The organism is Klebsiella sp. I138, from assembly GCF_051131765.1.
GTDB lineage: Bacteria > Pseudomonadota > Gammaproteobacteria > Enterobacterales > Enterobacteriaceae > Klebsiella.
Window position 1 is genome coordinate 3851585 of record NZ_CP180447.1, and the last position, 20385, is coordinate 3871969.

Annotated in this window: 19 protein-coding genes, 1 tRNA gene and 1 rRNA gene; 12 read left to right on the plus strand and 9 right to left on the minus strand. The window is 55.1% G+C overall.

Translation table 11 applies throughout. The features are described 5' to 3' along the window. Positions 1-115: 115 nt before the first annotated feature. Together ACMYSK_RS17975 and ACMYSK_RS17980 are read right to left on the minus strand one after the other, a co-directional pair. Positions 116-191, minus strand: a tRNA-Glu gene (locus ACMYSK_RS17975). Positions 192-276: 85 nt separating this feature from the next. Next, a 16S ribosomal RNA gene (locus ACMYSK_RS17980) occupies positions 277-1818 on the minus strand. A 615-nt stretch (positions 1819-2433) separates the two neighbouring features. Between ACMYSK_RS17980 and purH the strand changes: the two genes are divergently transcribed. Together purH and purD are read left to right on the plus strand one after the other, a co-directional pair. Continuing rightward, positions 2434-4023: a bifunctional phosphoribosylaminoimidazolecarboxamide formyltransferase/IMP cyclohydrolase gene (gene purH / locus ACMYSK_RS17985; protein ID WP_434637464.1), complete on the plus strand. Its 1590-nt coding sequence runs from the start codon at positions 2434-2436 to the stop codon at positions 4021-4023. Positions 4024-4038: 15 nt separating this feature from the next. Next, entirely contained in the window at positions 4039-5328 is a 1290-nt protein-coding gene (purD, locus tag ACMYSK_RS17990) for a phosphoribosylamine--glycine ligase (RefSeq protein WP_434637466.1), read from the plus strand. 197 nt (positions 5329-5525) lie between these two features. Here the strand turns inward: purD and ACMYSK_RS17995 are convergent, their stop codons facing one another. The 6 genes from ACMYSK_RS17995 to nudC all read right to left on the minus strand — a co-directional run bounded on the left by ACMYSK_RS17995 (position 5526) and on the right by nudC (position 9882). Further along, positions 5526-6218, minus strand: coding sequence for a DUF1481 domain-containing protein (locus ACMYSK_RS17995; RefSeq protein ID WP_434644188.1), 693 nt, complete (start codon positions 6216-6218; stop codon positions 5526-5528). Between the two features lie 12 nt (positions 6219-6230). Next, complete coding sequence (gene hupA / locus ACMYSK_RS18000) at positions 6231-6503, minus strand: nucleoid-associated protein HU-alpha (protein ID WP_004097675.1); 273 nt, start codon at positions 6501-6503, stop codon at positions 6231-6233. 186 nt (positions 6504-6689) lie between these two features. Continuing rightward, entirely contained in the window at positions 6690-7280 is a 591-nt protein-coding gene (locus ACMYSK_RS18005) for a YjaG family protein (protein WP_434637468.1), read from the minus strand. 42 nt (positions 7281-7322) lie between these two features. After that, a complete protein-coding gene (gene nfi / locus ACMYSK_RS18010; RefSeq protein WP_434637470.1) occupies positions 7323-7994 on the minus strand; it encodes a deoxyribonuclease V in 672 nt (223 codons plus the stop codon). A 9-nt stretch (positions 7995-8003) separates the two neighbouring features. Further along, entirely contained in the window at positions 8004-9068 is a 1065-nt protein-coding gene (gene hemE / locus ACMYSK_RS18015; RefSeq protein ID WP_434637472.1) for a uroporphyrinogen decarboxylase, read from the minus strand. Positions 9069-9108: 40 nt separating this feature from the next. Further along, positions 9109-9882, minus strand: coding sequence for an NAD(+) diphosphatase (nudC, locus tag ACMYSK_RS18020; protein ID WP_434637474.1), 774 nt, complete (start codon positions 9880-9882; stop codon positions 9109-9111). Positions 9883-9975: 93 nt separating this feature from the next. Between nudC and rsd the strand changes: the two genes are divergently transcribed. The 10 genes from rsd to ACMYSK_RS18070 all read left to right on the plus strand — a co-directional run bounded on the left by rsd (position 9976) and on the right by ACMYSK_RS18070 (position 18844). Next, positions 9976-10473, plus strand: coding sequence for a sigma D regulator (gene rsd, locus ACMYSK_RS18025; RefSeq protein ID WP_434637476.1), 498 nt, complete (start codon positions 9976-9978; stop codon positions 10471-10473). Positions 10474-10834: 361 nt separating this feature from the next. Continuing rightward, positions 10835-12730, plus strand: coding sequence for a phosphomethylpyrimidine synthase ThiC (gene thiC / locus ACMYSK_RS18030; RefSeq protein ID WP_434637478.1), 1896 nt, complete (start codon positions 10835-10837; stop codon positions 12728-12730). After that, positions 12730-13365 carry a thiamine phosphate synthase gene (thiE, locus tag ACMYSK_RS18035; protein WP_434637481.1) on the plus strand — a complete coding sequence of 212 codons (636 nt, stop codon included), beginning with the start codon at positions 12730-12732 and terminating at the stop codon, positions 13363-13365. The genes thiC and thiE overlap by 1 nt, the downstream gene beginning before the upstream one ends. Continuing rightward, positions 13358-14113 carry a HesA/MoeB/ThiF family protein gene (locus ACMYSK_RS18040; protein WP_434637483.1) on the plus strand — a complete coding sequence of 252 codons (756 nt, stop codon included), beginning with the start codon at positions 13358-13360 and terminating at the stop codon, positions 14111-14113. Before thiE ends, ACMYSK_RS18040 begins: the two co-directional genes overlap by 8 nt. Beyond that, on the plus strand, positions 14097-14297 hold the full coding sequence (thiS, locus tag ACMYSK_RS18045) for a sulfur carrier protein ThiS (protein ID WP_434637485.1): 201 nt from the start codon (positions 14097-14099) through the stop codon (positions 14295-14297). The genes ACMYSK_RS18040 and thiS overlap by 17 nt, the downstream gene beginning before the upstream one ends. Position 14298: 1 nt before the next feature. After that, positions 14299-15069 carry a thiazole synthase gene (gene thiG, locus ACMYSK_RS18050; RefSeq protein ID WP_434637487.1) on the plus strand — a complete coding sequence of 257 codons (771 nt, stop codon included), beginning with the start codon at positions 14299-14301 and terminating at the stop codon, positions 15067-15069. Continuing rightward, positions 15066-16196, plus strand: a complete 1131-nt coding sequence (gene thiH, locus ACMYSK_RS18055; protein WP_434637489.1) for a 2-iminoacetate synthase ThiH — start codon at positions 15066-15068, stop codon at positions 16194-16196. Before thiG ends, thiH begins: the two co-directional genes overlap by 4 nt. 321 nt (positions 16197-16517) lie before the next feature. Next, positions 16518-18050 carry a sensor domain-containing diguanylate cyclase gene (locus ACMYSK_RS18060; RefSeq protein ID WP_434637491.1) on the plus strand — a complete coding sequence of 511 codons (1533 nt, stop codon included), beginning with the start codon at positions 16518-16520 and terminating at the stop codon, positions 18048-18050. Positions 18051-18268: 218 nt separating this feature from the next. Next, on the plus strand, positions 18269-18529 hold the full coding sequence (locus ACMYSK_RS18065; protein WP_434644190.1) for a PTS sugar transporter subunit IIB: 261 nt from the start codon (positions 18269-18271) through the stop codon (positions 18527-18529). Positions 18530-18532: 3 nt separating this feature from the next. Next, positions 18533-18844, plus strand: coding sequence for a PTS lactose/cellobiose transporter subunit IIA (locus ACMYSK_RS18070; RefSeq protein WP_434637493.1), 312 nt, complete (start codon positions 18533-18535; stop codon positions 18842-18844). Positions 18845-18927: 83 nt separating this feature from the next. On the opposite strand, the gene dcuB is transcribed toward ACMYSK_RS18070, so the two are convergent. Next, positions 18928-20268 (minus strand): anaerobic C4-dicarboxylate transporter DcuB, encoded by a 1341-nt coding sequence (gene dcuB / locus ACMYSK_RS18075; protein ID WP_434637494.1) that lies wholly within the window; start codon positions 20266-20268, stop codon positions 18928-18930. Between the last annotated feature and the right edge of the window lie 117 nt (positions 20269-20385).

Sequence of the window (20385 nt, forward strand, 5' to 3'; positions counted from 1 at the left end):
TCGTTTCAATTTTCAGCTTGATCCAGATTTTTAAAGAGCAAATATCTCAAACATGATTCCGGAGAATCAGTTTTGAGATACTGAGGTCGGCGACTTTCACTCACAAACCAGCAAGTGGCGTCCCCTAGGGGATTCGAACCCCTGTTACCGCCGTGAAAGGGCGGTGTCCTGGGCCTCTAGACGAAGGGGACACTGAAGTCTCAATCGCAAGACGCCTTGCTATTTACTTTTCATCAGACAATCTGTGTGGACACTACAAAGGCAGGTTCTTTCAGGTAAGGAGGTGATCCAACCGCAGGTTCCCCTACGGTTACCTTGTTACGACTTCACCCCAGTCATGAATCACAAAGTGGTAAGCGCCCTCCCGAAGGTTAAGCTACCTACTTCTTTTGCAACCCACTCCCATGGTGTGACGGGCGGTGTGTACAAGGCCCGGGAACGTATTCACCGTGGCATTCTGATCCACGATTACTAGCGATTCCGACTTCACGGAGTCGAGTTGCAGACTCCGATCCGGACTACGACATACTTTATGAGGTCCGCTTGCTCTCGCGAGGTCGCTTCTCTTTGTATATGCCATTGTAGCACGTGTGTAGCCCTACTCGTAAGGGCCATGATGACTTGACGTCATCCCCACCTTCCTCCAGTTTATCACTGGCAGTCTCCTTTGAGTTCCCGGCCGAACCGCTGGCAACAAAGGATAAGGGTTGCGCTCGTTGCGGGACTTAACCCAACATTTCACAACACGAGCTGACGACAGCCATGCAGCACCTGTCTCAGAGTTCCCGAAGGCACCAAAGCATCTCTGCTAAGTTCTCTGGATGTCAAGAGTAGGTAAGGTTCTTCGCGTTGCATCGAATTAAACCACATGCTCCACCGCTTGTGCGGGCCCCCGTCAATTCATTTGAGTTTTAACCTTGCGGCCGTACTCCCCAGGCGGTCGACTTAACGCGTTAGCTCCGGAAGCCACTCCTCAAGGGAACAACCTCCAAGTCGACATCGTTTACAGCGTGGACTACCAGGGTATCTAATCCTGTTTGCTCCCCACGCTTTCGCACCTGAGCGTCAGTCTTTGTCCAGGGGGCCGCCTTCGCCACCGGTATTCCTCCAGATCTCTACGCATTTCACCGCTACACCTGGAATTCTACCCCCCTCTACAAGACTCAAGCTTGCCAGTTTCAAATGCAGTTCCCAGGTTGAGCCCGGGGATTTCACATCTGACTTAACAAACCGCCTGCGTGCGCTTTACGCCCAGTAATTCCGATTAACGCTTGCACCCTCCGTATTACCGCGGCTGCTGGCACGGAGTTAGCCGGTGCTTCTTCTGCGAGTAACGTCAATCACCAAGGTTATTAACCTTAATGCCTTCCTCCTCGCTGAAAGTACTTTACAACCCGAAGGCCTTCTTCATACACGCGGCATGGCTGCATCAGGCTTGCGCCCATTGTGCAATATTCCCCACTGCTGCCTCCCGTAGGAGTCTGGACCGTGTCTCAGTTCCAGTGTGGCTGGTCATCCTCTCAGACCAGCTAGGGATCGTCGCCTAGGTGAGCCATTACCCCACCTACTAGCTAATCCCATCTGGGCACATCTGATGGCATGAGGCCCGAAGGTCCCCCACTTTGGTCTTTCGACGTTATGCGGTATTAGCTACCGTTTCCAGTAGTTATCCCCCTCCATCAGGCAGTTTCCCAGACATTACTCACCCGTCCGCCGCTCGTCACCCAAAGAGCAAGCTCTTCTGTGCTACCGCTCGACTTGCATGTGTTAGGCCTGCCGCCAGCGTTCAATCTGAGCCATGATCAAACTCTTCAATTTAAGTTTGATGCTCGTGAATTAAACTTCGTAATGAATTACGTGTTCACTCAGAGACTTGGTATTCATTTTTCGTCCGAGGACGTTAAGAATCCATGTCACTTTGAGTGCCCACACAGATTGTCTGATAAATTGTTAAAGAGCAGTGCAACGCGGCTTTCGCTCACCGTTGCGAGGTCCCGTATAATACGTTTTCCTCTTTCAGAGTCAACCTCATTTTTCAGAAGTTTTCTCTTTCAACCCGGCGGCTTGTTTGCCGTTGTTCCGTGTCGATGGAGGCGCATTATAGGGAGTTCTCGAGAGCCCGCAATAGAAAAATTGCAGAAAAATGACTGACTGCTGCATTCCCCAGCAAAACCCCGCTTTATACCCTGTTACACACAGAATTATCCACAGACCACCTGCATCCCTGGTCGATAAAGACCGGCAAAATGCTCTTCTATATAGAGGAGAGACCGGCAAAAAAGAGAAAGATAAAAATTCGCGAGCGTTGCGCAAACGTTTTCGTTACAATGCCGCGCTATGACAAGGATGCCCGGTTGGGCGCGTTAGGTGAGTTTTTAGACGAAAACTCACCTAACGCTCTCTGTAATGTTCAAATCCTGGGGATTTAATACCATGCAACAACGTCGTCCAGTCCGCCGCGCTCTACTCAGTGTTTCTGACAAGGCCGGTATCGTCGAATTCGCGCAGGCTCTTTCCGCTCGTGGTGTTGAGCTACTGTCTACGGGTGGTACCGCACGCCTGCTGGCTGAGAAAGGTCTGCCGGTAACCGAAGTCTCTGACTACACCGGTTTCCCGGAAATGATGGATGGACGCGTTAAGACCCTGCATCCAAAAGTGCACGGCGGCATTCTCGGCCGTCGCGGCCAGGATGATGAGATCATGGCACAGCATGCGATCTCTCCTATCGATATGGTTGTCGTTAACCTTTATCCATTTGCTCAAACTGTCGCTCGCGAAGGTTGCTCGCTGGAAGATGCGGTTGAGAATATCGATATCGGTGGCCCGACGATGGTGCGCTCCGCGGCCAAGAACCATAAAGACGTGGCTATCGTCGTGAAGAGCCATGACTACAACGCCATTATTAAAGAGATGGATGCCAACGACGGTTCCCTGACCCTGGAAACCCGTTTCGACCTCGCGATTAAAGCTTTCGAGCACACCGCAGCCTACGACAGCATGATTGCCAACTACTTTGGCAGCATGGTCCCGGCCTATCACGGTGATACTCAGGAAGCGTCCGGCCGTTTCCCGCGCACGTTGAATCTGAACTTCATTAAGAAGCAGGATATGCGCTACGGCGAGAATAGCCATCAGCAGGCGGCCTTCTATATAGAAGAAGAAATTAAAGAAGCCTCCGTTGCCACCGCTACCCAGATTCAGGGTAAAGCGCTTTCCTATAACAACATCGCCGACACCGATGCAGCGCTGGAGTGCGTGAAAGAGTTCAACGAGCCGGCCTGCGTCATTGTTAAACACGCCAACCCGTGCGGCGTCGCGGTCAGCGACTCAATTCTGGATGCTTACAATCGCGCCTACAAAACTGACCCGACTTCCGCATTCGGCGGCATTATCGCCTTCAACCGCGAGCTGGATGCTGAAACCGCACAGGCCATCATCTCTCGCCAGTTTGTTGAAGTGATTATTGCACCTTCCGCCAGCGAAGAGGCATTGAAGATTACGGCCGCCAAGCAGAACGTCCGCGTACTGATCTGCGGCGAGTGGGCAGCACGTGTACCGGGTCTCGATTTCAAACGCGTTAACGGCGGTCTGCTGGTACAGGATCGTGACCTGGGCATGGTCACCGCAGGCGAACTGCGCGTGGTCAGCAAACGCCAGCCGTCAGAGCAAGAACTCCGCGACGCGCTATTCTGCTGGAAGGTCGCCAAGTTCGTAAAATCCAACGCAATTGTTTACGCCAAAGAGAACATGACAATCGGTATAGGCGCAGGGCAGATGAGCCGCGTTTACTCCGCTAAAATTGCCGGTATCAAAGCCGCTGACGAAGGTCTGGAAGTTCAAGGCTCGGCAATGGCATCGGATGCCTTCTTCCCATTCCGTGACGGCATCGATGCAGCCGCAGCGGTTGGCGTAACCTGCGTGATTCAACCGGGTGGCTCTATTCGCGACGAAGAAGTCATTGCCGCCGCCGACGAACACGGCATTGCGATGATCTTCACCGACATGCGCCACTTCCGCCATTAATTCACGGAGCAGAACATGAAAGTATTAGTGATTGGCAACGGCGGCCGCGAGCACGCGCTGGGGTGGAAAGCGGCACAGTCTCCGCTGGTTGACACCGTTTACGTTGCACCGGGTAACGCCGGTACTGCTCTGGAACCTGCGCTGAAAAACGTCAATATCGGCGTGACAGACATTCCGGCACTGCTGAGCTTTGCACAGAGCGAAAAAATCGATCTGACCATCGTCGGCCCGGAAGCGCCGCTGGTGATTGGCATTGTGGATGCATTCCGCGCTGCGGGCCTGAAAATTTTCGGCCCGACCGAAGGCGCCGCTCAGCTGGAAGGCTCTAAAGCGTTTACCAAAGATTTCCTTGCACGCCATAACATTCCAACGGCGGAATATCAGAATTTCACCGACGTCGAGCCTGCGCTGGCCTACCTGCGTGAAAAAGGCGCCCCGATTGTTATCAAAGCTGACGGTCTGGCTGCCGGTAAAGGCGTGATTGTCGCGATGACGCTGCAAGAAGCGGAAGATGCAGTTCAGGATATGCTGGCAGGCAACGCCTTTGGCGATGCGGGTCACCGGATCGTGATCGAAGAGTTCCTCGACGGTGAAGAAGCCAGTTTTATCGTCATGGTCGACGGCGAGCACATCCTGCCGATGGCCACCAGCCAGGACCACAAACGCGTGGGCAATGGCGATACCGGTCCGAATACCGGCGGCATGGGCGCTTACTCTCCCGCCCCGGTGGTGACGGATGAGGTTCATCAGCGCACCATGGATCGCATCATTTGGCCAACGGTCAAAGGCATGGCGGCAGAAGGCAATACCTATACCGGCTTCCTGTACGCCGGCCTGATGATCGACCAACAGGGTAATCCAAAAGTCATCGAGTTCAACTGCCGTTTCGGCGATCCGGAAACGCAGCCCATTATGCTGCGTATGAAATCCGATATGGTGGAGCTGTGCCTCGCCGCCTGTGACGGGAAGCTGGATGAGAAGACCTCCGAGTGGGACACTCGCGCTTCACTGGGCGTTGTGGTCGCTGCCGGCGGCTACCCGGGCAACTACGCCACCGGCGACGAGATCTTCGGTCTGCCACAGGAAGACGCGGCGGATGGCAAGGTATTCCATGCCGGGACAAAGCTTGCCGACGGCCAGCGCGTCGTGACTAACGGCGGGCGCGTACTGTGCGTGACGGCATTAGGCGATACCGTTGCCCAGGCGCAGCAGCGTGCCTACGAACTGCTGACCGGTATTCACTGGGAAGGTAGCTTCAGCCGTAGCGATATCGGCTGGCGTGCCATTGCTCGTGAGCAAGACTAGCGTCTGAGTATTATCTCAGGGAAAGCGTTATTGACGGGCGGCTCCAGTTTGGGGCCGTCCGTTTTTTTATCGTCAGCCCGGCATCAGCCATCAGGTTTACGCGGCTGTGCGCTTCAGAGAAGTATCATCGTGCTGAAGAACGGCGGCGGAGAGAAACAGGGATTGCGGGGGGAGTGTAAAGCGTCTCTGACAGAGCGTCAGAAGGTTTTCTCCTGCGGCTGCCAGGTACAGAAGTCTTCGTTGGCCACCAGCAAGAGCTGAGCACCGTCCGATGCTTCCAGCCACGCCACGCTCACCTCAACGGAGGAGTGATTCTGGCGACGTTGAATGTGAGCTAAGGCTCGCGCATCCAGATCTGGCTTCACGATTTGCCCTTCACAGGTCGTTACCGTGTGGTTGGCATGCCAGCGCCCCTGGCGCAGGACAACGCGTCCCTGGCGTAATGCGTCGCTGGTTCGGCGAATTTGCGTTGCCCGGTAGCGGTAAAGCGCCACCTGATCGCTGGAAAGCTGCTGCTTTTGTCCGTCCACTTCGCGCTGCATAAAGCTCAGCTCGCCCTGGTCATCAAAGCGGGCCCGAATATGTTCCGTGGGTTTGCCGTATACGTTGAGTTCGATAAGCGTGAGTCTGTCACCCTGCCAGCGGTATTCGCTGGTTGAGGTATTGCCGTGACGCCACGGGCTAAAGGCAGCAAGAAGATGCACTTCACCGTTGGCATCCAGACGCCAGATACGCATCGCCCCCTGGTTGTCCGCATAACCGCTAGCGGTAAAAGGCGGAACAGAGGAATCATGGCTGCAGGCAGAGATCAGCACAACGCCCGCCAGCATCAACGCGCGACGCCAGATAGACAAAAGGGGCTTTAAGGCCCCTTCGTTAAAACTGTACACTGCCACGCAGTCTTACTTAACTGCGTCTTTCAGAGCTTTACCAGAAACAAACGCCGGCACGTTAGCAGCGGCAATTTTGATTTCGTTACCGGTCTGCGGGTTGCGGCCAGTACGCTCAGCGCGGTGGTTCACTTTGAAGGTACCGAAACCAACCAGTTGAACAGCATCACCTTCTTTCAGAGACTCAGTAATTGCAGCCAGGGTAGATTCCAGGGCAGCTTTTGCCTGTGCTTTGGACAGGTCAGCTTTGTCCGCAATTACATCAATCAGTTGAGTCTTGTTCATAAGTTATCCTTACAATGTGTTTATCGCTTGCTAAGCACCGAGTGCGACGGAAATGCCTGAAAAGCACTCTCCTGCATACACGCACCGATAGCCACTTTTTTTCGCCCTCCAAATGTAGACCAGACGGGGGGCGGAATGGAAGCCTTCAGACGCTACAATTCAGGCGGTAAATCACGTTTTCTGGTCTCACTGCTGAAAATTTATACCAATATTGCTCTCACCGGCCTCACGGAGGTCGGCACGCAGTCCTTTGATCAGCTCAATATCGCGTTCTTCGCATTCGGCCAGCAGGCGAAAAATTTCCCACTGAATATCCCATTCCTGCTCTACCGCTGGGTTTACTTTGAGCTCTTCATCGGTCATTTCGCGACCAGCCTGGGTCATTTCCAGCATTGCGACGGTGGTAATGGAACTCTTACTCACTTCAATCGCGTGCTCAAGCGTCTCTCCACTCAGACGCGAATGAACCAGTTCGCTCAGAGCGACGCAAGCATCGATAGCCGGATAGACCCCGTACATATCGAAATCGTCGGCTACCGGGATCGCCTCTTCCAGCTTTTCCAGCTGACTATCAAAATTCACCTTCGCATCTTTGACCGTCAGCGTTTCCCAAATCAGATCGAGGATACGGCGATACAGCTGGCCGTCAGCAAATTCGGTTTGCTGGCAGAACATGGCGTAATTGGGGTACATGCGCTCGCACAAACAGGCCATAAAGGTGACGTGCTGCCAGCTTTCCAGCTTCTCCAGGCGCAGATGAATCGGGTTTTGTAACATGATGAATTCTCGAAGTCAGAAATTAGCCGCAGTGTACCTGAATCAGCGGTGATTTGCTTGCCAACGCACAAATGCCGGACGCTGCGAAGCAACCGCATCGGCCCAGCGCGTGGGCTCTGGCAGACGATAACCTCTGGTGCAGCGCTGTACCCACGCCAGTGCGCTATCGAGGGCAACGCGATGGCCGGTGCTGATAAACAGAGGATTGCAGCGCGCTTTGCTGCGCCACACCCATGCAAGCTGTTCGTTTTTATCCGTCAGCGGCGCCAGCGCCCCTGGTTCGTCGCCCGGCAGCGTAAATTGCCCGCACAGGCGCCTTTTCGCCACACCAATGGTCGGCACGTCAACCAGCAGACCAAAATGACTGGCCACACCCAGGCGTCGGGGATGGGAAATACCGTGGCCATCAACAAATAACAGACCCGGCTTTCGTGAAAGCTGCTGCCACGCCGCCAACAGCGCGGGCGTTTCACGAAAGGAGAGAAAACCGGGGATATAAGGCATGGTGGTGGGCACACGTGCCACCTGGTACTCAACCAGCTCCAGCGAAGGGTAAGCGAGCAGCACAATAGCCGCCCGCGTGACTTCACCTTCTTGCTCAAAACCGACGTCCGCTCCGCCGATCAATCCGAGAGAGTCCTGATCCAACCGATCCTCGCGAATAACCGATGCTGCCAGCTCCTGCTGACGGGCGCGTAGCGACGCCAGATCCATACTCATTCCTTAGCGATGGTATTGTGCTGACAGCCGGTGTACCGCTTCAACAAATACGCCAGCGTGTTCAGGATTCACATCCTGATGGATACCGTGGCCCAGGTTGAAGACATGGCCTTCCCCCTGGCCAAAACCAGCAAGTATGGTTGCGACTTCATCTTCAATGCGTCCAGCAGGCGCATAGAGCATTGAAGGGTCCATATTGCCCTGCAGCGCAACTTTGTGACCCACGCGACGACGTGCGTCGGCAATATCCGTCGTCCAGTCGAGCCCGAGGGCATCGCAACCGGTCTCCGCCATTGCTTCCAGCCACTGCCCACCGCCTTTGGTGAACAGCGTAACCGGTACGCGGCGCCCTTCGTTTTCACGCAGCAGACCATCGACAATTTTGTGCATGTAATACAGCGAGAACTGCTGATAATCGCGGCCGGTCAGCACGCCACCCCAGGTATCGAAAATCATCACCGACTGGGCGCCCGCTTTGATCTGGGCGTTAAGGTATAGCGTGACGCTTTTTGCCAGCTTATCAAGCAGCGCATGCAGCGCCTGTGGGTCGGCATACATCATTTTCTTGATGACGGTGAAGGCCTTACTGCTGCCCCCTTCAATCATGTAGGTCGCCAGCGTCCACGGGCTACCGGAGAAGCCGATCAGTGGAACGTCGCCTTTGAGTTCACGGCGAATCGTGCGCACAGCATTCATCACGTAGCCGAGCTCATCTTCCGGATCGGGCACCGGCAGTTTGTCGACATCGGCCTTGCAGGTAATTGTCGACGTGAAGCGTGGGCCTTCGCCGGTTTCGAAATAGAGCCCCAGCCCCATCGCGTCCGGAATAGTCAAAATGTCCGAGAAGAGGATCGCCGCATCCAGCGCATAGCGGCGCAGCGGCTGCAATGTCACTTCGCAGGCCAGCTCGGCGTTTTTACACAGCGACATAAAGTCGCCCGCCTGTGCGCGAGTCGCTTTGTACTCCGGTAAATAGCGGCCAGCCTGGCGCATCATCCACACCGGGGTCACATCAACGGGTTGGCGCAGCAGCGCACGCAGATAACGATCGTTCTTCAGTTCGGTCATTTTGCAGTTCCTTAATGCGTCAGGCCGTTATTGTATCACGTCATTCCTCGTCGGCCCGGCACATTGCCACGGTATCTTCAATCAGGCGACGCGCTACGGTACCCGGCGGCGGCAGCAGCGGTAAATCGTCGTAGCGGTACCAGCCTGCCTGTAACAGCTCTTTCTTATCAATGACAATCTCGCCGCTGTCATACTCCGCCATAAATGCAGTCATCAGCGACTGCGGGAACGGCCAGGGCTGGGAGGTTACATAGCGCAGATTTTTCACCTTCAGGCCACACTCTTCCATAACCTCACGGGCCACCGCCTGCTCAAGGGTCTCTCCGACTTCGACGAACCCGGCCAGCACCGTGTGTACACCATTACGGTGCCGGGTATGCTGCGCCAGCAGGATAGAATCGTCCCGGCGAATCGCCACGATCATACAGGGAGCAATTTGCGGGTAATAGCGCTCGCGGCAGTGGCTACACAGCATCGCCCATTCGGTTTTGCTGGGATGCATAGAATGCCCGCAGTAGCCGCAGAATTTATGCGAGCGGTAAAATTCAGCCAGCTGAATACCGCGCCCCGCCAGCTGAAACAGCCCCGGATCCTGATCCAGTAGCTGGCGCAACGATCCCATATCATGCCGACGATCCTGACGCACCATCCAGACCGCGTCGCCTTGCCATTCGCCAATATGCAGTGCGTGTTGCCCGACAAGATTAAAATTTACCGCTTCGCCATGTGGTAATTCCCCGTCGGGTAACCATAATTTTTGTTCGTGACTGACGATCCACCAGCCGCGATCTAATTTTTCAATAATACGATCCATATCTATTGCACTACCTTCGTTTTACTGGCAATTTTAACATTATATTTACATTCTGGTGAGCAACGTTATTTTCTTAAACTTGCGGAGTCAACCATGTTAAACCAGCTGGAAAACCTAACGGAACGTGTTGGAGGCAGTAATAAACTGGTCGATCGCTGGCTGCATGTACGTAAGCATTTGCTCGTGGCTTACTACAAGCTGGTTGGCCTGAAACCCGGCAAAGAATCCTTTATGCGACTGAATGAAAAGGCGCTGGATAACTTTTGCCAAAGCCTGGTGGATTACCTCTCCTCAGGCCATTTTAGTATTTATGAACGCATTCTTGGGGAAATGGAAGGTGATACGCCACTTTTGGCGGCCACGAAGCTCTATCCTCAGCTGGAAGCCAACACCCAGCAGATTATGGATTACTACGACTCCTGCCTCGAAAACGCCATCGATCACGATAACTATCTTGAGTTCCAGCAGGCGCTATCGGATATCGGCGAAGCCCTGGAAGCACGCTTTGCGCTGGAAGATAAACTGATTGCTCTGGCCATTTCGCACAACCTGAAAGACAACGTCAGCGACAATATCGCGCCGACTGCTTGAGTTGTGCGCTGTTAACGCGTAGTTTACATACGTTCCCCCTCGCTGGAGGGGGATGTATCTTGTCGGAGTGCCCATTTTCCACAAAAGCATTCGTGATGCGTCAAGGCGGCAAGTCAGTGAGCCTCCGTGAACTTATAAGTAAGTGACCGGAACAAGCGGACGAAGCCAGTCAGAAGCAACACGAAGGATAAAGTGGAAAAGGCTGAGACCGTTAATTCGGGATCCGCGGAACCTGATCAGGCTAATACCTGCGAAGGGAACAAGAGTAAACTGCCATAAGCGAGCGTCCATCCAGGACCGATCGCCTCTGTTACTCCATCCGTCGTCTGACAAGCCATCTCCTCTTTATCTGGAATGAGCTATGTCTGCAATAAAACTCACCCGCCGTGAACAGCGCGAACGCGCGCAGCACTTTATTCATACCCTCGAAGGTACCGCCTTTCCCCGCTCACGACGCATCTATATTCAGGGCTCGCAGGATGATATTCGCGTGCCGATGCGCGAAATTCAGCTCAGCCCCACGCTCGTCGGCGGCGATAAAACCCGCCCGCAGTACGAAGAAAACGAAGCCATACCGGTGTATGACACATCGGGTCCCTATGGCGATCCTGATATCGCGATCGATGTCCGCCAGGGGCTGACAAAGCTGCGCCAGCCGTGGATTGATGCCCGCCACGATTGCGAGGCGTTACACGAACGCAGCTCCCTCTACACCAAAACGCGTCTGGCCGATGAAGCGCTGGATATGCTGCGCTTTAACGGCCTGCTGACGCCAAAACGCGCAAAGCCTGGCAAATGCGTCACCCAGCTCCACTACGCGCGGCAGGGCATCGTGACGCCGGAAATGGCGTATATCGCCATCCGGGAAAATATGGGCCGGGAGCGTATCCGCAGCGAGGTGCTGCGCCACCAGCATCCGGGCGAAGGTTTTGGAGCCCGTCTGCCGAAAAATATCACCGCGGAATTCGTCCGCGATGAGATCGCCGCCGGTCGCGCTATCGTGCCTGCCAATATCAACCATCCTGAATCGGAGCCGATGATTATCGGCCGCAATTTTTTAGTGAAGGTTAACGCCAACATCGGCAACTCCGCGGTCACCTCCTCCATCGAGGAAGAGGTGGAAAAGCTGGTGTGGTCAACGCGCTGGGGAGCTGACACGGTTATGGATTTGTCCACCGGGCGTTATATTCATGAAACCCGCGAGTGGATCCTGCGCAACAGCCCGGTCCCCATTGGGACTGTCCCCATCTACCAGGCGCTGGAGAAAGTAAACGGCATCGCCGAGAACCTCACCTGGGAAGCCTTCAGGGATACCCTGCTGGAGCAGGCGGAGCAAGGCGTTGACTATTTCACCATTCATGCCGGCGTCCTGCTGCGCTACGTGCCCATGACCGCCAGACGGCTGACTGGCATTGTCTCTCGCGGCGGTTCAATTATGGCGAAATGGTGCCTCTCCCATCATCAGGAGAACTTCCTCTACGCGCATTTCCGCGAAATCTGTGAAATCTGCGCCGCCTATGATGTCTCACTCTCCCTCGGCGACGGCCTGCGTCCGGGCTCAATTCAGGACGCCAATGATGAAGCCCAGTTTGCCGAGCTGCATACCCTGGGCGAACTGACCCGCATCGCCTGGGAGTACGATGTGCAGGTGATGATTGAAGGACCAGGCCATGTGCCCATGCAGATGATCCGCCGCAATATGACCGAGGAGCTGGAGCACTGCCATGAAGCACCGTTCTATACGCTAGGGCCGCTCACGACCGATATTGCGCCGGGTTATGACCATTTCACCTCCGGTATCGGGGCGGCCATGATCGGCTGGTTCGGCTGCGCGATGCTCTGCTACGTCACGCCAAAAGAGCACCTCGGCCTGCCCAACAAAGAAGACGTAAAGCAGGGACTGATCGCCTATAAAATCGCTGCGCACGCCGCCGACCTCGCCAAAGGGCACCCCGGGGCACAGATCCGCGATAACGCCATGTCCAAAGCCCGTTTTGAATTCCGTTGGGAAGACCAGTTTAACCTCGCGCTCGACCCGTTCACCGCCCGCGCTTATCACGATGAAACGCTACCGCAGGAGTCCGGCAAAGTCGCCCACTTCTGCTCCATGTGCGGGCCCAAATTCTGTTCAATGAAAATCACCCAGGAAGTCCGAGAGTATGCCGCCCGGCAGGATATCGCCGCCGGTATGGCCGACAAATCCCAGGACTTCCGCGCTCGTGGCGGTGAGATCTATTTACGTAAGGAGCAAGCCTGATGTATCAACCCGATTTTCCGACCGTCCCGTTCCACTTAGGCCTCTATCCGGTTGTTGATAGCGTGGTATGGATCGAACGCCTGCTGCAAGCCGGCGTGCGCACTCTTCAACTACGCATCAAAGATAAGCGCGACAGTGATGTTGAAGATAAGGTGATCGCCGCTATCGCGCTAGGTCGTCAGTATCATGCCCGCCTGTTTATCAACGACTACTGGCAGCTGGCCATCAAACATCAGGCCTACGGCGTGCATCTGGGGCAGGAGGACCTTGAGACGACGGACCTGAACGCGATTCGCAATGCCGGTCTGCGTCTTGGCGTCTCTACGCATGATGATATGGAAATCGACGTTGCGCTGGCCGCGCGACCATCCTACATCGCACTGGGCCACGTTTTCCCCACGCAAACCAAACAGATGCCTTCCGCTCCTCAGGGACTGGAGCAGCTTACTCGCCATATCCAGCGTCTGGCAGATTACCCGACGGTGGCAATCGGCGGTATCAGTCTGGCGCGTGCGCCGGCGGTACTGGCAACCGGCGTCGGTAGTATTGCGGTCGTCAGCGCAATTACCCAGGCGGCAGACTGGCAGCAGGCCACCGCTCAGCTGCTCAAAATCGCGGGAGCAGGCGATGAATGACAGCGATTTTATGCGCTACAGCCGCCAGCTGATGCTGGAAGACATCGCCCTCGAAGGACAGCAGAAACTGCTGGCCAGCCGGGTACTGATCGTCGGGCTCGGCGGACTGGGATCGCCTGCCGCGCTATATCTGGCGGGCGCCGGTGTCGGCACGCTGGTCCTGGCGGATGACGACGACGTTCACGTCAGCAACCTGCAGCGACAGATTCTCTTTACCAGCGAGGATATTGCTCAGCCGAAAACCAGCGCCGCCCGCCAGCGGCTGACACAGCTTAACCCGCAGATTGAAATCATCGCTCTGGCGCAGCGATTAAACGGTGATGCTTTGCACCATGAAGTCGCCAGGGCCGATCTGGTGCTGGACTGCACCGATAACATGGAGACCCGTCAGGCCATCAATGCTGCCTGCGTCGCGCTGGCTACGCCGCTGATTACCGCCAGTGCCGTTGGGCTCGGCGGACAGCTGATGGTACTGACTCCGCCGTGGGAACAGGGTTGCTACCGTTGCCTGTGGCCGGATAGCAGCGAACCTGAACGTAATTGCCGCACGGCGGGAATTATCGGCCCGGTGGTCGGCATGATGGGCACCCTGCAGGCGCTGGAGGCGATTAAATGGCTCAGTGGCATGGCAACGCCGCGCAACACGCTGCGGCTATTCGATGCACGTACCAGCCAGTGGCGCAGTCTGGCACTCCAGCGCGCGCAGAGCTGCCCGGTTTGTGGAGGGCGACATGCAGATCTGGTTTAACGACGAACCGATGCAGTGCGCCGGGACAACCACCGTCTCCGCTCTGCTCACTCAGTTAGCACAACAGCAGGCGGGCACCGCGCTGGCGCTCAATCAACAGGTCCTGCCGCGCGAGCGGTGGGAACATCATCTTTTGCAGGAAGGCGATCGGGTCCTGCTTTTTCAGGTTATCGCCGGAGGCTGACATGTTACGCATCGCGGACAAAACGTTTGAATCACATATTTTTACCGGCACTGGAAAATTTTCTGCGCCGGAACTGATGGTCGAGGCGATTCGCGCTTCAGGCAGCCAGTTGGTGACGCTGGCGATGAAACGCGTCGATCTGCGCCAGCATAATGACGCCATTCTCGCCCCCTTACTGGCGGCCGGCGTCAGCCTGCTGCCGAATACATCCGGGGCAAAAACGGCAGAAGAAGCCATTTTCGCCGCACGACTGGCCCGGGAAGCGCTGGGTACCCACTGGCTGAAGCTGGAAATTCATCCGGACGCGCGCTGGCTACTGCCAGACCCAATCGAAACGCTAAAAGCGGCTGAGGTGCTGGTCCGTGAAGGTTTCGTGGTTCTGCCCTATTGCGGTGCCGACCCGGTACTGTGCAAACGGCTGGAAGAGGCCGGCTGTGCGGCAGTGATGCCTCTGGGCGCGCCGATTGGCTCGAACCAGGGGCTGGAGACCCGGGCGATGCTGGAGATTATTATCGAGCAGGCAACGGTACCGGTGGTGGTCGATGCGGGTATTGGCGTCCCCAGCCATGCTGCTCAGGCGTTAGAAATGGGTGCGGATGCGGTACTGGTCAATACCGCCATTGCCGTGGCGGACGATCCGGTGACGATGGCGCGAGCGTTTCGCCTGGCGGTAGAAGCAGGGTTACTGGCTCGGCAGGCAGGTCCTGGCTCGCGCAGCCGCCAGGCCCAGGCCACCAGCCCGTTGACCGGCTTTCTGGAGGCGCTGGTATGAGCACCTTTACCGAGCGCTGGAAAGCGCTGCAATGGGATGATATCCGCCTGCGCATCAACAGCAAAACGCCGGCCGACGTCGAGCGGGCAATGGCGGCAAAACAACTCAGTCGTGACGATATGATGGCCCTGCTCTCCCCCGCCGCTGCCGGCTATCTGGAACCCCTGGCACAGCGGGCACAGCGGCTGACCCGCCAACGTTTCGGCAATACCGTCAGCTTCTACGTACCGCTTTACCTTTCCAATCTGTGCGCGAACGATTGTACTTATTGCGGCTTCTCGATGAGCAACCGCATCAAACGTAAAACGCTAGATGAGGAAGAGATTACCCGTGAGTGCGCAGCCATTCGCGAGATGGGTTTTGAACATTTGCTGCTGGTTACCGGTGAACACCAGAGCAAAGTCGGCATGGACTATTTTCGCCGGCACCTGCCCGCTATCCGCAGCCAGTTTTCTTCACTGCAAATGGAAGTGCAGCCGCTCTCGATGGAAGAGTATGCGGAGCTGAAAACGCTCGGGCTGGACGGCGTCATGGTTTATCAGGAAACGTATCATGAAAGCATGTACGCGCAGCACCATCTGAAGGGCAAAAAGCAGGACTTCTTCTGGCGCCTGGAAACGCCGGATCGTCTCGGCCAGGCGGGGATCGATAAGATCGGTCTCGGGGCATTAATTGGTCTTTCAGACAGTTGGCGCGTGGATTGCTATATGGTCGCCGAGCACCTGCTGTGGCTACAGCAGCACTACTGGCGCAGCCGCTACTCGATTTCATTCCCGCGCCTGCGTCCATGTGCCGGTGGCGTTGAGCCCGCATCGCTGATGGACGAGCGCCAGCTGGTGCAGACCATTTGCGCCTTTCGCCTGCTGGCACCGGACGTCGAGCTGTCGCTCTCGACGCGAGAATCGCCGACATTCCGTGACCAGGTGATCCCGCTGGCGATTAATAACGTCAGCGCATTTTCGAAAACCCAACCGGGTGGATATGCCGATAACCACCCGGAGCTGGAGCAGTTTGCACCGCACGACGGTCGCCGTCCTGAGGAGGTCGCCGACGCTCTGGTGTCACGCGGATTGCAGCCGGTGTGGAAAGACTGGGATAGCTGGCTGGGACGCGCTTCACAGTCGTGATGAAAGGCAACGTAGCTGACTAAATGTTTTACGCCGCGTCACGCAATGAGAAAAACGGCAGATGGCCGCCACGCTGCCGTTATCCTATTCTGCCCCGGTCAGCAACGGATGCTGACCAGGGCGAAAGTCTTCTCTTCCTCATTTTCGCCCTGCTTCATCGCCCTGACAAACGCCGCAATGGCATCGCGACCGAATATAAATCCCATCCTCCCAAAGCCCGTGGTTATAATTGACGGAGTATTAATTGATTCGCTCGCCAGGCATTACGACTAATCCTGCGCTTCAACCCACGGAAAGACCTTCTGGAACGATTTACAACACATGGCTCGCCACAGTAGAAAGCTCTCTTTTACTATGCCAATTCTGGTTGGCTTTGCGGGGATTTTACTCAGCTTTTTGCTGATCGCCGTTTTCGTCATCACCACGCAGAAAAAGAATTTTCTGGAAGACTACCACCACGTTAACCGCAATTTTACCCACAACCTGGCCGTTAACTATACGGAGTCACTGCTGCGCGGAAATGATTATATTCTCGCCAGGGCAACTAAGTTCTTTGCCAATAACGACGAGTTGAATCAAGCGGTTAACGTAGATCCTCTGCGGGGATTGCAGGAGTTAATGCAGCTGCAGGAGCTGATGCCAACCGTCTCGTCTATCTCGCTGGCGGACACTCAGGGCCACTATCTGCGCGCGCCGGAGGTCCTGGCGAGTGATGACAGCCAGGCTTTCGATCCTAAGTCGAGACCGTGGTTTATTAAACAGGCAGAAGCCAGCACCTTCAGCCATTATACCAGCCCCTATCTGGATTATTTCACCCATCATCCGACCATCACGCTCTATAAACCCGTCATCTCGCCGCAAGGTCGGCTCAAAGGCAGCCTCGCATTTCATCTGGATTTGACGTCCATGGGCTACGCTTTACGCCAGATGGTGGCCCCTGTTCAGGGCGAGTTTTTCGTGGTCCAGCGCGATGGGAAAGTGGTACTCCATCCCGATACCGGCGCGCTGTTTAAACCCTACGTCAGCGACGAGCTCATGGACAAAATGACCAGCGCCGAGGGTCAGCTGTATGACGAGAAAAAAGACATCTGGTACTACTATTATTCGTTCACCAATCCCGACTGGTTTGTCATCTACCGCGTGGATAACGCCACGCTGGTCGATTTAACACGTTACGAAACCGATATTGTTATCTGGGGATTTGCGCTAGCCGCCATTGTTATTATTCTCTTTGGCCTGTACCTGCGTCATGCCTCGCGCACGGTGCTGATGAATATCATCAACGCGATCAAAACCGGCGATGTCAACCGCGCCCCGCGGCTGGAAGCGATGCTGAGCAAGGCCATCGAAAGTAATAAACAGCGCGAGCTGACCTATGTGCGCCAGGCTACCATCGATGCGTTAACCGGCTGTAAAAACCGCCGCGCCTTCGACAGCGATACCGCCGCGCTGATGAACGATCATCAGCCGTTTGCACTGGCTCTGGTCGATATCGATAATTTCAAATCCATCAACGACACCTGGGGTCACCTCAACGGCGATATCGTTTTACGCAACGTCGCACGTGAAGGGCTGCAGATCCTGCAGCCTCAGCATATTTCGCTCTATCGCTATGGCGGTGAAGAATTTGCCGTCATTTTCACCGGCGAGCATATTGCCAATGCGCCGGCGATACTGGAAAGCTGGCGTCACAACATTGCTCAGCGTACCTGGCGGGAAGAAGGATTAACGGTGACCTTCAGCGCCGGTTTAGGCGAGTGGAATATGGAACCACTGGATAAACTGGTCATGAGCGTAGATGAAGCGCTCTATAAAGCGAAACAGCAGGGCAAGAATCGTATCATCAGGGCATAAGGCGCAGAGGCCAGAAAGCCCACTTCGGTGGGCCTTTTTATCTTTTCACGCATAAAATTGAAACCGGTTTCATTATTTTGTGATGCCTTACACACAATCGCTGCAAACCGGTTGTCGTGCCTCCCGCCCCGCGATAAAGATGATGCATCAAGGGAACATAAGGGCCATCCACTATGAAGAATATCGTTTTATGCTGCGCCGCTGGAATGTCCACCAGCATGCTGGTTCAACGGATGCAGGATGCTGCGCAGAAGAAAGGTGTTGAAGTCTCCATTAAAGCCGTACCGGTCGCTGAGTTTAAAGAGAATCTTGCCGCAGCGGACATCATTCTGCTGGGTCCGCAGGTGAAGTATGAGCAGGCCAAACTGCAGGCGCTGGCCGATCCGTTCGGTAAGAAAGTCGCCGTTATCGATATGATGGATTACGGCATGATGAAAGGCGATGTCGTTCTTGATAAAGCCCTGAAGTTAATGGAGTAAGTCATGGAAGATTTAGAAACAACCATCATGGAACTGTTAGTGAACGCGGGTTCAGCCCGTAGTTCTGCTTTAACCGCCCTGCAGCTCGCCCGCAAAGGCGATTTTGCCGCCTCCGAACAGGCCATGGCAGAATCACATGAGTTTGTGAAGCACGCGCATAAAATCCAGACTCAGCTTATCGGCCTGGATGAAGGTACCGGCAAGCTGCCGGTAAACCTGATCACGGTTCACTCCCAGGATCACCTGATGAATGCCATGGTGATTCAGGATCTGGCGACCGATATGATCGAACTGTATCGTCGCACCGCGCAGTAGCAGTAGCAGTAGCAGTAGCAGTAGCAGTAGCAGTAGTAAATGAATACGATGAAAGCAGGTGCCCTTCGGCACCTGCTTTTTTATTACAGGAAGCCGTACATCGCGGCAAATACCCAACCAAACACACACGACACGCTGACGCCAATTAAGCCCGGCAGAATGAAGCTGTGGTTAATCACGAAACGACCGATATGGGTGGTGCCCGAGCGGTCAAACTGAATCGCCGCCAGGTCGCTTGGATAGGTCGGCAGAATATAATAACCGTAACAGGCAGGGGCAGAGGCGACGATGTACGCAGGGTCAACGCCAATAGCCAGCGCGACAGGGACGATCGCCGCCAGCGCCGCCGCCTGAGAGTTAACGAATTTGGAGACAATCAACAGGACGATGGCATAGGCCCACGGATACTCCTTCACCATTTCTCCCAGCACGCCTTTAATCTCAGTCATATGCGCGCCGAACATCGTTTCCGCCATCCAGGCAATACCGTACACCGCCACAATGGCAATCATCCCCGAACGGAAAACCTCGTTCTTAGAAATCGACGCCGGGTTAGTTTTGGTGATGATGATGATAAGCGCACCGGAGAGCAGCATGAACATCTGAATGACCAGCACCATTGATAGTGGCTTACCGTCGAATGCCGGGCGCAGCTCAGAGAACGCCCCCAAAACGGCCACCACGGCAATGGATGCCAGGAAGATCCACATCGCGACCCAGTTACTGGTCGGCAGTTTTCGGTCCAGCAGCGTTGCCGTATCGCCGTAAACGTAGTGGCGGTTTTCCGGCGTAGAGATGAAAGCCTGAAACTCTTCGTCTTTATCTAAGTCCTTACCGCGAAACCAGCTAAATATACCAATCGCCAGGATCCCCAATAGCGTAGAGGGAATGGTAATGGCCAGCAGATCGAGAAATTCGAGGTGTTTACCGTTAAAGGTGAAATTTCCCAGCATCGCCACCAATGACACTACCGCTACGGATACCGGGCTGGCAATAATCCCCATTTGTGCGCCGATGGAACTTGCCGCCATCGGACGCTCAGGGCGAATATTATTCTTGATAGCCACGTCATAGATAATCGGCAGGATGGTATAGACCACGTGACCGGTACCGCAAAGAATGGTCAGCGTACAGGTCACGAAGGGAGCGACAATGGAGACATACTTTGGGTTACGCCGCAGAAGTTTTTCAGCAATCTGCAGCATCACATCTAACCCGCCAGAGGCCTGCAGCGTCGCCGATGCGGCGACAACCGCAATAATCACCAGCATAACATCAACCGGCGGTTTACCCGGCTGAAGGTGAAAAACAAAGACCAAAATAACCAGCCCGATACCACCTAAAAGACCCAGCGCGATACCGCCTTTTCTGGCGCCATAAAATAGACAAATTAAGATAATGATGAGCTGTATTGCAAATTCCATGCATCCCCCAGGCTATTAAAATCAAAAGACTTATCTCCCGCAGCTGTGTTATTTGCACCTCTCTCCTGTTTCATTTTTCGGATATAAGTCACCCTCCTCAGTTTCACGAAACCGAAG

Bases quoted from the DNA above. Each gene is read 5' to 3' on its own strand.
- ACMYSK_RS18070 (WP_434637493.1), top strand. From the start codon at position 18,533: ATGGAAGATTTAGAAACAACCATCATGGAACTGTTAGTGAACGCGGGT.
- dcuB (WP_434637494.1), bottom strand. From the start codon at position 20,268: ATGGAATTTGCAATACAGCTCATCATTATCTTAATTTGTCTATTTTAT.
- ACMYSK_RS18005 (WP_434637468.1), bottom strand. From the start codon at position 7,280: ATGTTACAAAACCCGATTCATCTGCGCCTGGAGAAGCTGGAAAGCTGG.
- thiC (WP_434637478.1), top strand. From the start codon at position 10,835: ATGTCTGCAATAAAACTCACCCGCCGTGAACAGCGCGAACGCGCGCAG.
- ACMYSK_RS18065 (WP_434644190.1), top strand. From the start codon at position 18,269: ATGCTGGTTCAACGGATGCAGGATGCTGCGCAGAAGAAAGGTGTTGAA.
- hemE (WP_434637472.1), bottom strand. From the start codon at position 9,068: ATGACCGAACTGAAGAACGATCGTTATCTGCGTGCGCTGCTGCGCCAA.
- thiE (WP_434637481.1), top strand. From the start codon at position 12,730: ATGTATCAACCCGATTTTCCGACCGTCCCGTTCCACTTAGGCCTCTAT.
- nfi (WP_434637470.1), bottom strand. From the start codon at position 7,994: ATGGATCTGGCGTCGCTACGCGCCCGTCAGCAGGAGCTGGCAGCATCG.
- ACMYSK_RS18060 (WP_434637491.1), top strand. From the start codon at position 16,518: ATGGCTCGCCACAGTAGAAAGCTCTCTTTTACTATGCCAATTCTGGTT.
- thiS (WP_434637485.1), top strand. From the start codon at position 14,097: ATGCAGATCTGGTTTAACGACGAACCGATGCAGTGCGCCGGGACAACC.
- ACMYSK_RS18040 (WP_434637483.1), top strand. From the start codon at position 13,358: ATGAATGACAGCGATTTTATGCGCTACAGCCGCCAGCTGATGCTGGAA.
- thiG (WP_434637487.1), top strand. From the start codon at position 14,299: ATGTTACGCATCGCGGACAAAACGTTTGAATCACATATTTTTACCGGC.
- thiH (WP_434637489.1), top strand. From the start codon at position 15,066: ATGAGCACCTTTACCGAGCGCTGGAAAGCGCTGCAATGGGATGATATC.
- hupA (WP_004097675.1), bottom strand. From the start codon at position 6,503: ATGAACAAGACTCAACTGATTGATGTAATTGCGGACAAAGCTGACCTG.
- nudC (WP_434637474.1), bottom strand. From the start codon at position 9,882: ATGGATCGTATTATTGAAAAATTAGATCGCGGCTGGTGGATCGTCAGT.
- purD (WP_434637466.1), top strand. From the start codon at position 4,039: ATGAAAGTATTAGTGATTGGCAACGGCGGCCGCGAGCACGCGCTGGGG.
- rsd (WP_434637476.1), top strand. From the start codon at position 9,976: ATGTTAAACCAGCTGGAAAACCTAACGGAACGTGTTGGAGGCAGTAAT.
- purH (WP_434637464.1), top strand. From the start codon at position 2,434: ATGCAACAACGTCGTCCAGTCCGCCGCGCTCTACTCAGTGTTTCTGAC.